12 protein-coding genes and 1 pseudogene are annotated in these 13,979 nt (G+C 64.8%); 6 read left to right on the top strand and 7 right to left on the bottom strand.

Features of this window, described 5'->3' with window-relative positions; genetic code table 11:
• From AC1DJT_RS24280 to ltaE, 3 genes and pseudogenes are all read left to right on the top strand, one after another.
• Positions 1–1,392: sulfatase-like hydrolase/transferase (locus tag AC1DJT_RS24280; protein ID WP_476835035.1), on the top strand; the 1,392-nt coding region annotated here is incomplete at its 5' end.
• Positions 1,393–1,569: 177 nt separating this feature from the next.
• A pseudogene (locus tag AC1DJT_RS24285) lies at positions 1,570–1,720 on the top strand (L-serine ammonia-lyase); the annotation flags it as partial.
• A gap of 159 nt (positions 1,721–1,879) precedes the next feature.
• Positions 1,880–2,926 carry a low-specificity L-threonine aldolase gene (gene ltaE, locus AC1DJT_RS24290; RefSeq protein ID WP_476835036.1) on the top strand — a complete coding sequence of 349 codons (1,047 nt, stop codon included), beginning with the start codon at positions 1,880–1,882 and terminating at the stop codon, positions 2,924–2,926.
• 523 nt (positions 2,927–3,449) lie between these two features.
• Here the strand turns inward: ltaE and AC1DJT_RS24295 are convergent.
• On the bottom strand, positions 3,450–3,920 hold the full coding sequence (locus AC1DJT_RS24295; RefSeq protein ID WP_441507349.1) for an NUDIX hydrolase: 471 nt from the start codon (positions 3,918–3,920) through the stop codon (positions 3,450–3,452).
• A 294-nt stretch (positions 3,921–4,214) separates the two neighbouring features.
• Between AC1DJT_RS24295 and AC1DJT_RS24300 the strand changes: the two genes are divergently transcribed.
• Together AC1DJT_RS24300 and AC1DJT_RS24305 are read left to right on the top strand one after the other, a co-directional pair.
• Positions 4,215–5,123 (top strand): universal stress protein, encoded by a 909-nt coding sequence (locus AC1DJT_RS24300; protein WP_476835037.1) that lies wholly within the window; start codon positions 4,215–4,217, stop codon positions 5,121–5,123.
• 100 nt (positions 5,124–5,223) lie between these two features.
• On the top strand, positions 5,224–6,084 hold the full coding sequence (locus AC1DJT_RS24305) for an ABC transporter ATP-binding protein (RefSeq protein WP_441507347.1): 861 nt from the start codon (positions 5,224–5,226) through the stop codon (positions 6,082–6,084).
• Between the two features lie 167 nt (positions 6,085–6,251).
• Here AC1DJT_RS24305 and AC1DJT_RS24310 read toward each other — a convergent pair whose 3' ends face one another.
• From AC1DJT_RS24310 to AC1DJT_RS24335, 6 genes are all read right to left on the bottom strand, one after another.
• On the bottom strand, positions 6,252–6,929 hold the full coding sequence (locus tag AC1DJT_RS24310) for a GNAT family N-acetyltransferase (protein WP_441507346.1): 678 nt from the start codon (positions 6,927–6,929) through the stop codon (positions 6,252–6,254).
• A gap of 527 nt (positions 6,930–7,456) precedes the next feature.
• Entirely contained in the window at positions 7,457–7,996 is a 540-nt protein-coding gene (locus AC1DJT_RS24315; protein ID WP_441507345.1) for a GNAT family N-acetyltransferase, read from the bottom strand.
• Between the two features lie 499 nt (positions 7,997–8,495).
• On the bottom strand, positions 8,496–10,073 hold the full coding sequence (locus tag AC1DJT_RS24320) for a bifunctional aminoglycoside phosphotransferase/ATP-binding protein (RefSeq protein WP_441507344.1): 1,578 nt from the start codon (positions 10,071–10,073) through the stop codon (positions 8,496–8,498).
• Between the two features lie 507 nt (positions 10,074–10,580).
• Positions 10,581–11,276, bottom strand: coding sequence for an RES family NAD+ phosphorylase (locus AC1DJT_RS24325; protein WP_441507343.1), 696 nt, complete (start codon positions 11,274–11,276; stop codon positions 10,581–10,583).
• Positions 11,270–11,680 (bottom strand): MbcA/ParS/Xre antitoxin family protein, encoded by a 411-nt coding sequence (locus tag AC1DJT_RS24330; RefSeq protein WP_441507342.1) that lies wholly within the window; start codon positions 11,678–11,680, stop codon positions 11,270–11,272. The genes AC1DJT_RS24325 and AC1DJT_RS24330 overlap by 7 nt, the downstream gene beginning before the upstream one ends.
• A 115-nt stretch (positions 11,681–11,795) precedes the next feature.
• The gene (locus tag AC1DJT_RS24335; protein WP_476835038.1) at positions 11,796–12,815 is read right to left on the bottom strand and encodes a GlxA family transcriptional regulator; all 1,020 of its coding nucleotides are present in this window, start codon (positions 12,813–12,815) and stop codon (positions 11,796–11,798) included.
• 105 nt (positions 12,816–12,920) lie between these two features.
• Here AC1DJT_RS24335 and AC1DJT_RS24340 point away from each other — a divergent pair, with 105 nt between their 5' ends.
• A complete protein-coding gene (locus tag AC1DJT_RS24340; RefSeq protein WP_441507340.1) occupies positions 12,921–13,964 on the top strand; it encodes an ABC transporter substrate-binding protein in 1,044 nt (347 codons plus the stop codon).
• Positions 13,965–13,979: the final 15 nt, after the last annotated feature.

The raw sequence follows: 13,979 nt of genomic DNA on the forward strand, positions 1-13,979 counted from the left end.
GGTTTGACCACCGTTGGACAAGCGGGTGCGGATGTCGGCATGCCGGCCCAGGCAGCGACGATCGCCAGCGCTCTGAAAACTCAGGGATATGCCACCGGCCAGTTCGGAAAGAACCATCTGGGCGACCTGAACAAGTTCCTGCCGACATTGCACGGCTTCGACGAGTTCTTCGGCTACCTCTACCACCTCGACGCGATGTCCGATCCGTTCTGGTATTCGTTCCCGGACGAGCAGTCCTATCGCGACAAGGTCGGCCCCCGCAACTTGGTGCATACCTTTGCCACAACCGTGGACGACGCGACCGAGATGCCGCGCTGGGGCAAGGTCGGCAAGCAGAGGATCGTGGACGAGGGACCTCTGGCGCCCTACCCCAACATGGCCAACGTGCCAAACATGCACGACATCACGCCGAAGGCTAAATACGACATGACGACCTTCGACGAAATACTGGTCAAGTCGTCATGTGACTTCATGGACAAGGCCAAGGCTGACAAGAAGCCGTACTTTGTCTGGCACAACACGACGCGCATGCATGTCTGGACCTTCCTGTCGCCGAAATATCAGTCGCTGATGAACAGCAATACCAATTACGGCCTTGAAGAGGCGGGCATGGCGCAGCTCGATGACGGCGTCGGCGCCCTTTTGAAATGCGTGGAGGATTCAGGCCAGGCGGATAACACGATCGTCATCTTCACCACCGACAACGGTGCCGAAGTCTTCACTTGGCCCGATGGCGGGATGACCCCGTTCAAGGGGACCAAGGGAACGGTCATGGAAGGCGGCTTCCGGGCGCCCGCGATCATTCGCTGGCCGGGCAAGGTCAAGTCTGGCACGGTCGAAAACGGGATCTTTTCGGCGCTGGACTGGTTCCCGACGCTCCTGGCTGCGGCCGGCAATAGCGACATCACCGGCCAGCTCCTGAAGGGCGTGGCGTTGGGCGAGAGGACCTACAAGAACCATCTCGACGGCTACAACCAGATCGATCTGCTCCAAGGCAACGGTCCGTCCGCACGGCATGAGTTCTTCTATTTCGGCGGTCCGCAACTCGGCGCCGTTCGGATCGACAACTTCAAGTACCAGTTCTTCCAGCAGCCGCAGGGTTGGCCCGGCGCGAAGGTMACCACCGACATGYCGACCATGGTCAATATCCGCCAGGACCCGTTCGAACGAACCCCGTCGATCGGCGGGCAGAGCCTCAATGACCTGGGTGGCGGCTATATGAACGACTTCTACGCCCGGGAGTTCTGGCGGTTCGTCTCCGTTCAGGACGAAGTCGCCAAACTGGCTCGTACTGCGATTGACTACCCACCGATGCAGGACCCGGCCTCGTTCAATCTGGAAGCCGTAAAACGGCAAATCGATCAGGCGATCAAGAACAAGCCCGGGAACTAAAGCATCGGCCCGAAAGTGGATTGCGGTTTTCGGGGCAAAGCCGACGCAAAGACAAAGGGTTAGATCATCGGACCCGATACGATATCCGGTCCGATGATCCAAGGAAACGCGAAGCAAGTGGCGGGCAGCTCCGAGCGAGCCGCCCGTCTTTTTTGCGGTCGCGGCCGGTAGCCACCGGTGCTGGGCGGATCGCCCGCGCAGATCGGGGATGCCGTGGAGATTGCCCTCGAACATCATCTCGGCCTGGAGATTTGCATCGAAGCCATGCGGCAGACGGGCGAAGCCATGATCGCGCTTCAAGYAGACCAGCCTCGGCGGCCTGGAGTGAACCGGCCGAAGGGCCGAGCCTGATGCCGCGTCAAGTGCTTATCGTGAGGTGCCGGAGGTCCAAGGCAGGGCTGGCTCCAACGAAGGGCTTGCGTCATTTTCCATGCAGTAGCCGGTGCGCCCTCGCGGGGCACGTTCACGCTCAACCAGGATCTGATCGATGCTAGTGGATGACTTCCGTTCGGATACGGTCACACGCCCCGATGAGCGGATGCGGGCTGCCATGGCTACGGCCGAGGTTGGCGACGCCGTCTATGACGACTGCCCGACCACCAGTCGCCTGGAAGCGATGGTCGCCGAGCGATTGGGAAAGGAAGCCGCCCTTTTCTTCCCCACCGGCACGCAAGCGAACCTCGCCGGGCTGATGGCCCATTGCGGCCGCGRCGATGAATATCTCGTTGGCCAGATGGCTCACACCTATCGGCTCGAGGGCGGCGGCGCCGCAGTCCTCGGCTCGATCCAGCCGCAGCCCTTGCCCAACGAGGCTGATGGGACGATCGCGCTGGACGCCATTGCGAACGCGATCAAGCCGGACGACTTTCACTTCGCGGTCACGCGGCTGCTGGCGCTGGAAAACACCTTCAACGGCCTGGTCCTGCCCGACGCCTACCTGCAGGCCGCAACGCACCTCGCCCGCTCGCGCGGGCTTGCGACGCATCTGGACGGCGCCCGACTGATGAATGCCGCGGCGGCGAGCGGTCGGGACGCGGCCTGGATCGCAGCGCAGTTCGACACCCTGTCCCTGTGTCTCTCCAAAGGGCTGGGCGCGCCGGTCGGCTCCGTCCTCGTCGGCCCCAGAGACTTCATCGAAAAGTCCCGCCGGATCAGGAAAATGCTGGGCGGCGGCATGCGTCAGACCGGCGTGCTCGCCGCGGCCGCGATCTACGCCCTGGAGCACAATGTCACGCGGCTTACTGACGATCATCGGCGCGCCGCAGCTCTTGCGACCGTGCTGGCGCGTTTTCCCGAGCTTGGCGCGGGACCGTCACGCACGAACATGGTGTTCATGACCCCCAAGGGACTCGACACCAGCGCTTTCGTCGCCTTTCTGCGCGGTCGCGGCATCGCCGTCGGCGGGCGCTACGGAACGCTGCGTTGGGTGACCCATCTCGATGTGGATGACGCGTCCGTCGCGCGGGTTGCCGAGGCCTGCGAGGTCTTCTTCGACAGGCAAAGCGCGCCTGCCGGCTTGAGAGCTCAGGCCTGAGGGTCAGGCGCCGGTCGCAGGATTGCGGGCGGCGTCAAGCTGACCTGCCACGCAGGGTCGCGATCGACGCTGTCGTCAGCGAACGAGACGAGCCGCATTCCAGGACCATTCGCCCAAAAAGAGACCCGCCATGGCGGCGGGTCCAGATTGGGAGGGTGTGCGACCTTACCGTGAGCGCCTGCCGGTCCGTCTGTGACCGAAGTCACAGAGCCGGCGATTGCCGGGTTGCTTGACCTGCTCGATGCTGATGCGGACGGGTTGCACTTCCTTGCCATGCCGGTGAAGCAGATGCTGCGCATCATCCCTTATGACGCGCCGCTGGGTGTTTGGGTTGGGGCTCTGATCTGCTCTTGCGTGTACTTTCGCGAAGCGGCTGCGCTTTACGTTCTGGCCCTGCGAGAACGGACTTCAAGCTGGATTGGAAGCGACGGCCAAGGTCAGAGCCACCGCGGACGAGACCCCGGCGAGATAGTGGGTGCATGCTCGCGATCCAGGCAAGGCCGGTGCGAAAGGGACAGCCGGCCTAGCTCTTGTTGGCCAGCCTGTCCTCGAGGCGGTCGAGCAACTCGCCCTGAGCGGCCAGGATGCGCAACCGCGCCTCGGGAAGGGGAAACCAGGCCGCCCGGTCGATTTCGGGGAAGCGCTGGATCAGGCCACTGCCGCGCGGCCACTCGATCTCGACAAGGCTGCTGCAACGAACATCCCCCGGTGTCAGGTCGCCCCGCAGCGCGAAGGCCTCGACCACCTTCCCCGCCCTTTGCCGAATGCGCCCAAGCGGCACGAGGGCGCCTGTCGGCGGGATTCCGAGTTCCTCCTCGAATTCGCGCTGCGCCGTTTCGGCCGGGCTCTCGCCCTGCCCCAGCTCGCCTTTCGGTATCGACCACGCCCCATTATCCTTGTGCCGCCAGAACGGCCCGCCGGGATGGACGAGAAGGACTTCGACCTCCGCGCCCGTGAGGCGATACATCAGAATGCCGGCGCTTTGGGAGGACATGAGCCGCGACACCAAAGAAGGTCAGTCGGCGGCCACATTCGTGTTCTGTCAAGGACGGGCGACGCACCCCGTCGACATTCCGATCCACAGAAGGCGCCGGCGCAGAGGCCGGGGCGGCGCCAGCCATCCTTGGCCCGGTCAAGGACAGCCCCGGGCCTCACCCCTGCGCTTGTGTCGCCGAAACCGGATCGGACGTGCGCAGCGCCGCCGGACTTGACCAGAATCAATGCGCGAATACCGCAACTGCCGCTTCATCATCGCTGCGCGGCCAACGCGACGCATCAGGAGGTCGAGATGAGCGACAGCGCCTTATCTTCCAAGCCCGCTGCCTCCTTCCAGCCCGCTGCAGCGTTGCGGCCCGCCCCGGGCAACGTCTTCAGGGATATCGCCGTTCATCTCGACGGCATGCCGGAAGACGAGCTGCGCCTGGCCCATGCCGAAGCGCTCGCGACGCGCTGTGACGCGCGACTGACCGGCCTCTACACCAACCTTCTCCCCGACCCGGCACTCTATGCCGGTGAGTTCGGGATCACGGCGATCGGACAATTGACCGAGRCGATGATCGAGGACGGCAACAGCGTCGAGCGGCGCCTCAGGGAGCGCCTGGCTCGTCTCGGGCCGACGCATGAGCTGAGGCGCATCGACGCCTTCCCCGGGATGCTGGCACAGGCCGTCGCGACGGAGGCGCGATGGAACGACCTCTTCGTCGCCACCTGCCCCCGCGAAGACGGGCTGACGCGCTGGAACGCGCTGATCGAAAGCGTGATGTTCGATGGCGGGCGCGGTCTCTACCTGCTGCCCCCTGGAACGATGCCGAGACAGGCGATCCACACGATCCTGATCGGTTGGGTTGACAGCCGGCAGAGCGCCCGCGCCATCGCCGAAGCCATGCCTTTGCTCGGCGAGGCGACGCAGGTCCATATCGTCACGGTCAGCGAAGAAGCCCACGGGCGGATGGGCGGGGCGGAGGCGCTTGCCGATGTCACCGCCCATCTCGCCCGACACGGCGTCGGTGCCACGGCAAGCGTCCTGCGCAATGACATATCGCCAGCCGAAAGCCTACTGGCCGAGGCGGGCAGGATTTCGGCCGACCTCATCGTTGCCGGCGCCTATGGCCACTCGCGCTTCAGGGAGTGGATTCTGGGCGGCGTCACACAGGACCTGCTCGCCGCCTCCCCCGTGCCGCTGCTTCTCGCGCATTAGCCCGGAAGTTGCCCGGGACGCCGCCGACCCGACGGGCGGGCCGAACCGGCGATCGGGATGACGGCGAGCGCGGAGCGCTCGCCGTGGGGAAGAGGCTGTTATGGCCGAGCTCGGACATGGCGCAGCGACACGAGAGGCGGACGCGATMATCAGCGCCCGCGGGGTCGTGGTCGCCTTCGACAGCAAGATCGTGCTGAACCATCTCGATCTCGAGATCATGAGCGGCGAGATTCTCGGAGTGATCGGCGCCTCCGGGTCAGGCAAATCGGTCCTGGCCCGCACCATTCTTGGGCTCCTCCCCAAGAAGGAGGGGGTCATCGAGATTTTCGGGAGGGATGTCGATGCCCTTTCGGAGGGCGAACGTCGCATGCTGCAACAACGCTGCGGCGTCATGTTCCAGCAGGGCGCCCTGTTCTCATCATTGACGATCGCAGACAATATCCAGCTGCCGATGCGGGAAACCCTGCATCTCTCGCCAGGTCTTGCCGACGAGATGACCATGCTGAAGCTCGAGATGGTGGGCCTGCCACGCGATGCAGCGAAGAAGCATCCGGCGCAGCTATCAGGCGGCATGACCAAGCGGGCAGCTCTGGCGCGCGCTCTCGCCCTCGACCCCGAGATCCTGTTTCTCGACGAGCCGACTTCGGGCCTCGATCCCATCGCCGCTGATGCCTTCGATCAATTGCTGCTGGCCCTGAAGGCCAGCTTGAACCTGACGGTGATGATGATCACGCACGACCTGAGCAGCCTTCATGCGACCTGCGACAGGATTGCGGCAATCGCACGGGGCAAAGTCATCGCGATCGGAACGCTGCAGGATCTGCTGGCCCACGATGACCCATGGCTCAGGGACTATTTCGCGGGCGAGCGCGGCAGGACCATCTTTGCGGATGAGACGATCGGACCCAATGCATCCTTCGACCGCGATCACCAGGGGCCGATGGCGCTGGGCGCCCGCTGAACGACATAGGCGCCGCCGTGCACGGGTGGCAAGCGTGTTCGCCGCGGAGCACCGCCCCGACCTTGCGCTTCGGCCTTCAAGACGCGAAGTGCCGGAGCGGGATTTTGCCTGCTGACACTGGCCGGCCGCCGTGATGGCCACGGGGCAGCAGCATGGGCAGATCGTCTTCAGGTCTTTCCAATGGTCTTTCTCAAGATCACAAGGTTGGGATCCTCCGGATGGTCGCCCATCTCAAAGCCTTGCTCCCGTTCAATATCAATCGCTTCGCGGTTTTGGCGGCTCTCGAGCGACTCGACGACCTTGACCCCCTTCGCCTCGGCAAATCTGCAGATATGGCCGAGCAGCTCCCACCCGACACCGCGGTGCTTGTCCTCCCTGCGGATCGAGATCGCGACCTCCCCCTTTTGGAGAGCGGCATCGCAAGCCAGCATAGCCGTGGCGATGATCGATTTTCCGTCGTCCGCAAGCGCCACGAAGCTCTCGGTCTGGCGATGATCGATTTGCGTCATCGCAACGAGCCGATCATGGCTCACCTCCCGGATCGTGCTGAGAAAGCGGAAGCGCAAATCCTCAGGCGTCACATGCCTGAAGAACTCCGCCAGTCCCGCCTCATCATCGGGCCGCGCGGGCCGGACATGAAACCTGAAGCCCGTTCGCGTGGTCAGTACCCGGTTCGATTCATCCATCGCCATGCGATTGTCCTCCCAATTGCCACGCCCCCGCCCCCTATTTCTACAGCCTGCTGCTGTTGTTACCCGTTCGCGGGACGGCGTTCCTTGTTCTGGCTCAATTATGCCGAACGCGCCTGCTCGCCAGGAAACAATGGGCCCTGATCCTTGAGCCACCGCTCGCCCCCCCCGCTCCGCTCGGTCGTACCTGTCGTTGTCGGCTATCCCTGGCGACTGCTCTTGCCCTCACGCCGAGGCTTGCACGGACACGCGATTGAGAGCCTCGGCCGTCGACATGATCGTGCGCAACATTCCCGACGGTTTCCAATTGTCACCGATGTCATCGACCGGGTGCTGAAGTGCGGGGGGAACGCCGTCTCTGCCAAGCAGGCGATCTGCGACAAGCTGATCGAGCCCGCATGCTCGCTCCGCGAGTGCGGGATCACCATTCCGGTAGCGAGCGCCTGACGCCGGCCCGCGAAGGAGTGAGAGCGGGTACGCGCTCCCTCCGGCCCGCCCGAGAACCGCGGACAGCTKCATGAGGACGAGAGCCAGGTCCTTCGCGCCCGAGGCGCCTGCCAGCATGCGGTGGCATCGGCGCGTCCTTCCAACCGGGCCGCGGATGACAGGGACCTGCGCAGCATCGCCCGGCGGGACCGCGATCTGGCCCCGGGGGCGGCTTCGCAGCCGCCGGCCGTTGCAGGTCAGATGTCGTATTTCATCACGATCTCACCGTCGATGACATCGCCAGTGATGCGAAATCCAACGCCTTCATAAAGCCTGCGCGCCTGCTTGTTCTCCGGTTTCACACCTAGAATGACGCATGGGCAGTCCGGCAACTCTGCAAGGGTATTGAGGATCTGCGTGAGAGCAGCCCGCCCGTAACCCTTGCCCTGAAAGCGCTCGTCGACCATGAGGCGATAGATCCAGTATTTTCCATCGTCCTCATCCAAAGCGTACATGGCAAAACCAACCGGTTCACCCGCCGCTCGAATAATGAGCGGCACGCAGGCAGGATTGTCTTCTGCCTCTTCGAGTGAATCACTATTGCTGGCTACGAACGACGCCTGGTTGGCGTGCACGCGCAATGAAAGAACACAGTCGTGTTCCTCAACGCAAAGCTTCTCTACGGCGACAGAACGCATTTCGGCAGCGAAATGCTGCCTTTCTTCTTTCAACATGGCATATTCCTGCGATGCACTTAGATTCGCACCCATCTTGAGATGGTGGATATGGGTGGCCAACGATGCGCCAGAGCGCAGATGTGGTGTTGGCGACACGATCCCGGCGATGCTCGCCGCGGCAGGAATTAGCGCTTGAAGCGAATCCCGACACCAGCGAGCGCTGATTTAGCAAACAGTCTAACCATCGCGCGCCTCCCTGATAATCGCTGAACAGGCTGCCGCGTACACGGCTCTTCGATCTCTGACAACTGGATCACTGACAATTGTCGACGACGCTGCCAGGGGACGCTCGCAGAGCACTTTTATTCAGATCCGTCGCGAGCTTCGGGCGTCCTGTCTGCAGGCGGGGAGCCTGGCACGCCTCGGGCCCGGTCACTTGCTCAGCCCTTGGAGGCCTTTGCGACCGTCTGCCGGATCGTCGCGACGTGGTGCCCGGCCGCATCGGTCCCTGCCGCATAGCCTGCCGTCTGCGCTCGCAGTGACGTCCAGGCGCAGGGTCCGGGAGCCCCGGCACGATGGCGATGGATTTCGCCATGGCAGTCCCCTGTCTCGATCCTGTTCACTTGACCTGGACCCTCTCCTGCCGGCTGAAGCCCGCAGCCGGCCAGATCGCCTGCGCCACGGCTTGCGAGCCGATCGCGGTCAGAGCGGCAGCAGTGACGACGCCGGTGTCTTCCCCGGCGGCAATTCTCGTCCAGTCGCTCGCAGCACCCCGCCGCGCGAGCTGGGCCATGACGACCTCCGGCGTGGCATCCGATACGTCGCCGCGCCGCGCCGCGACACGCTCGACCAGCATCTGGGCCGGAGCATCAAGCCAGAGCCCCCGAAACGGCACACCGACATGTCGCGCCGTCTCCTCGATCCGCTCCCGTTCGACCCGACGGTCGAAGACGGCGTCGGCGATCGCGGCATGGCCCTGCACAATCATGCTCCCGGCAAGCTCCGCCATCGCGCGATAGGTCCGGGTGGAGACGTCATCGGCATAGGCGCTGGAGGGCAACCGCGTCTCGGGCGCGACGCCGTACATGTGTTTCCGGATGCGGTCGCTCGCAGCGATGCGGGCGCCCGGAACGGGCCCGAGGCTCGATGCGAGCCTGGCGGCGAGCGTCGATTTCCCCGAGCCCGAATAGCCGCCGATCGCGACGAGGATGGCCGGCCTTGGCTTCAGGAGGTCGCGGCAAAGCTGGAGATAGGCCTGGGCTTCGGACATCCTCGCGGCGGCCGCCTTGCCGCTGTCGATCGCGGTGACATGAGCCCGAACGGCCGCTCTCACCGCCATCAGGAAGGGCAGCAGGCGCAGGCCGGTTTCATCGCCAATCGTGTCGAGATAGCGATTGAACAGGACATTGGCGAGGCTTTCGAGCTTGCGGTGCCAGAGATCCATCAGAACGAAGGCGAGGTCGTAGAGGATATCCGCCGTGGCGAGATCCTCGTCGAACTCCAGACAATCGAAGAGCAGCGGCTTTCCGTCGATCAGGCAGATATTGCGCAGGTGCAGATCGCCATGCCCACGCCGGACCTTGCCATCGCCCGCCCTCTGGTCGAGCAATCCGGCATGGCGCGCCAACGCCTCGCGGCAGGCTGCGGTGACCGCCTCGACCTCGCGGCAAGGCAGGATGTCCGCGCTGGCGAAGGCACGCTCGTTGACCGCGAGCACGCGCTCCATCCGCCTGGCGCCCTCGGCATCCGTCGAGACGGGCGCCGAGCGGTGGAACCGGGCGATGTCGCCGCCGAGATCGGCCGAGATGGCCGCGGTGAGCCCTCCTCTCTCGGCCATGCGGTCGAACAGGAAGCTGTCGTCGAAGCGTTTCATCTCCACGACCGCGTCGACCAGTTCTCCCTGGCCGTTCAAGGCCAGGCTTCCGTCAGGCTCGCGGGTGACGCGATGAACCATGCGATACAGATCCGGCGCCGTCCGGCGGTTCAGCACCAGCTCATGCTCGCACATCGCCAGCCGCAATTGCGGCGTCGACAGATCGATATAGGGCAGTTTGACGGAGCGCTTCAGCTTGAGGGCCCGCGAGCCGATCAGCAGAACGAACGAGATATGGGTGGAAACCATCTCCGCCGCCTCGCAGCCGAAGGCATTCGGCGACGTCAGAAAGGAGATCGTCTCGTGCTGACCGGGGGTCTGCATGGTTGAGGCTCCGAACCCTGGACGCCATCATCCTCCTGTTTCGCAGCACAGCATTGATTTCCATCAAGTTTTCCTGCCCGCCGCGCGCGCAGTCTCGGGCGATCCTTGGAATGGCGCCGAACGGACCTGCGGGCGCCGACCTCGGCCGGCCCCAGCCCTGTCGGCGTTCGACTTGATCCGGATCAAGGACAGCTGATGGTTTTGCGCCATTCTGCGGACCGAAGCTCATATCGCGCAGAACCGCCGCCATGACCGAAGGAAGCGTGTCCCGCTGGAATGCCAGGTTGAGGTCCTTCTGGCGGGCCCTTCGCAGGGATCCTGCAACCCAGGTCGCAGCCGAGCTGGACCGGAAGCCCACCATCGCGTTCTGGCTGCATCTTCGGGGCTTCGTCAGCCTTGTTCGCGAAATCATCTCGCGCTGACGCGAACGCCGCCGGCGACCATTCCGTGATCGATCCTCTCGGAAAGAAGGCGTGACCGGCCAAGGACTTGAGTCCGCTTCTTCGGCTACAGCGCCAGGATCGTCCCTGTCCGGCAGTTCCGCACCCTGTCAACGCGGGCGCCGTCCCAGTGGAAGTCGTAATGGTCGCCCTGCACCGGGATCGGGATCAGGTCGGGCCAGAAGATCGCGATGCACTCTGCGCCGGGGCAGCGCACGCTCAGGTACAAAAACCCGTTCGATCCCGCCGCCCGCATCTGCCGCGCGAGGGCTTGGGAGGCGGAATAGTCGTCCGCGTCGTGCAACTCGCTCCGGGCCCGGACATCATGCAGGTCGAGATCGACCTGGTTGATCAGCACGCGGAACTGTGAGGTCCAGCCGCTCTCCTCCCGGCTCGCCGCCATCGCCCGGCCATGGTGATGCGCGACCTCGCGGATCGCGACTTCATCGCTCTGGCCGGCGGAATAGACGCCCCAGGTGCCGTCGGTGAACCGGCCTGGCCGATCCGTGCTGATATGGACGAAGGGCGCCATCAGGTAGCTCGCCCCATGTCCAGCGACACGTCGCGCCGGCGGAACGAGATCGAGCCGGCCGATCTGCTCCCAGATCCGTGGATTGGTCTTCGACTCGATCGAGGCCAGCGCCTCCCAGTCGCTCGGGTCGGCGATGTCCTCGAACAGGTCGATCGGCGGATAGATCGAGCGGATGATCCGGTAGGCCCTGAGCCAGTGGACGCGGATGACGGGCGCGGCCTCGCTCACCAACCACCACGCTCGGCATCGAGATAGGAGCGCACCCGGGCCAGCGAGAAGATGTCGCCCTGCGCCATGATCTCGACCGGGGCCCGGCCGCCAAAGGCGTCGTTCGGCTTGCCGACCCAGGCATAGCCGCGCTCAGGGTCGGTGAAGAGCGTGCGCAGGCCCTTGTGGATGCCCATCAGCAGGGACAGGCGGGTGGCCAGGTCCCGGTCGATCCGGCCATGGTCCCCTGCCTTCCAACGGGCATAGGTCCGGGCGGAAAGCCCGCCCAGGATCTCGCGCGCGACGGCGTCGGTCAGGCCCCATTTTTCGAAGAGCCTGATCACCGCCCGGGCGGCCGCGGCGGCCTCCTCGACCGTAATCTCCGGCACCGCCGGGGTCGCAACAGTCCGGGGGATCTCTACAAGCATGGCGCACCTCACTTCGGCATGAAATAAGGATACTTATGCCAAATGGCAATATCCGCCCCGCTTCGGCCGCTGATGCTGCCTCAGAGCTGAAGACGACAGGTACCGGTCGGCCGCGCTAGCCCTTCTGCCGGAGCCTGCGCGGCGATTCCCCGAAGCTCGCCTTGAAGTCGCGCGAGAGATGGGCGCTGTCGGCAAAGCCCGCGCCCATGGCGATGTCGGTGAGCGAGCGCTTGCTGTTCAGGATCAGCCAGCGCGCATAGTCCAGCCGCAGCTTGCGCTGGAACGCCGCGGGACTCTGGCCCAGCGACATGCCGAACAGGCGCTCGAGCTGGCGCKGGCTGACGCCGACATAGCGCGCAACCGCGGCGATCGGCGGGGGATTGTCGAGGCGCTGTTCGATGAATTGCGCGGCCTGCTGAACCCGGACGTCGAGATGGGAGCCGATCTGCGCGTAGAAATGCGGCTGCGGCATCTCGGCCGGCCGCATGTCCTGCAGCATCATGTGGCGCATCGCCTGCTGGGCCTTGTCCCGGCCGCAATGGCGCGCGACGAGATAGAGGCCGAGATCGATCGCGGCCGTCGAGCCGGCGCAGGTGATCAGGTCGCCCTCGTCGATGAAAAGCCGTTCCACCCCTGCCGAAACCCTGGGAAAGCGCTGCTTGAAGGCATCCAGCACGTTCCAGTGCACGCAGACCCGGCGCGGACCGACCAGCCCTGCCCTGGCGATCGCAAAGGTGCCGGTGCAGATGCCCAGCAGGCGCGCGCCCGACGCCGCCGCCCGCCTGAGATAGTCGAGCAGGCTCTCGGGCAAGGCGTCGTTGAGATAGTCGTTGCCGCCGCAGACGGCGACATAGTCGAACCCGGCCGGATCGAGCAGGGCCGCATTCGGTGCAACCGAGACACCGCAGCTCGAGCGTCGCGGCTCTCCGTCGAGGCTCATCACGGTCCAGCTCGCATGCAGCTGGCGACTGCGGCCGCCATGGTCCGCCGCCAGCCGCAGCACATCGATCAGGCCGGAGAAAGCGGCGAGCGTGAACTGGTCGAGCAGGACGAAGCCGATCCGCAGCCGCGAAACGGGGATGGGCGCGGATTGCGGCCGCTCGCTGGCCGATGGCGGAAACTGCGCTGTGTTCATGTCGTGATTATTCAAATTTCTGGCCGGCGAATTCTAGTGCMTTTCGTGCGCCGCGCCCACCATGATCGTAGAAGCGCGAAGACGCTCAGGCAGAGGAGAACGACGATGAACAGACCCGCCCGGCTGGCGAGCGCCATGCTCGCGACCACCCTGCTGACCGCGCCGGCGCTGGCCCAGCAACCCGCTTCTATCACGGTCGCCTGGTATGGCGGCAACTGGGGCGACGCCTTCCGCGCCTGCGTCGCCGAACCCTTCACCAAGGCGACCGGCATCGCCGTGAAGCCGGAGATCGGCACCTCGACCGTCACCCTGTCGAAGCTGCAGCAACAGAAGGCGGCTCCCACCATCGACGTCGCCTGGATGGATGGCGGCATCAGCGAGCTGGCGCTCGCCGCGGAGGTAACCGACACCCTCGACGCGGCAGCGATCCCCAATCTCGCCAACACGCTGCCCGAGGCCATCTACAAGAGCGGTTCGACCACCTATGCAGTCGGCACCGGCTATTACTCGCTCGGGCTCACCTACAACACCCAGAAGGTCAAGGCCGCCCCGACATCGTGGAACGACCTCTGGAAGCCGGAATTCGAGGATGCCGTCACCATCCCCTCCCCCGCGAATTCGGCGGGCGTGCCCTTCGTCATGTTCCTCTCGAAGATCTGGGGTGGCACTCCCGGCGACCTCGCCCCGACCTTCAAGAAGATCAAGGAGCTCAAGGCCGCCCTGTTCTTCGATTCCTCGGGCGCCGCGACCAATGCCTACCAGAGCGGCGAAGCGATCATCGGCGCGCATTTCAACGTCGGCGCCTGGGACCTTGCCGACAAGGGCCTGCCGATCGGCTTCGTCGTGCCMAAGGAAGGCGCCTGGGCAACCGATGCCCGGCTCCATCTGGTGAAGGGCACGCCGAAGAAGGACGCGGCTGCGAAATTCATCAACCAGGCGCTGACGCCCGAAGCCTCCGGCTGCCTCGCCGAGAAGCTCTATCTCGGCCCGTCCGTGAAGAACGTCGTCGTCAAGCCCGAGACCGCGCGCAAGCTGCCCTGGGGCGAGACCGGCTCGGTCAAGACCCTGCAGCTCTTCGACTGGACGGAGATCAACGCGCTGCGTTCAGGCGTCGTCGACGCCTGGAACCGCGAGATCGCGCGCAAGTGAACGACCTGCGCGCGA

The organism is Allobosea sp. 05T422_2, assembly GCF_056396265.1.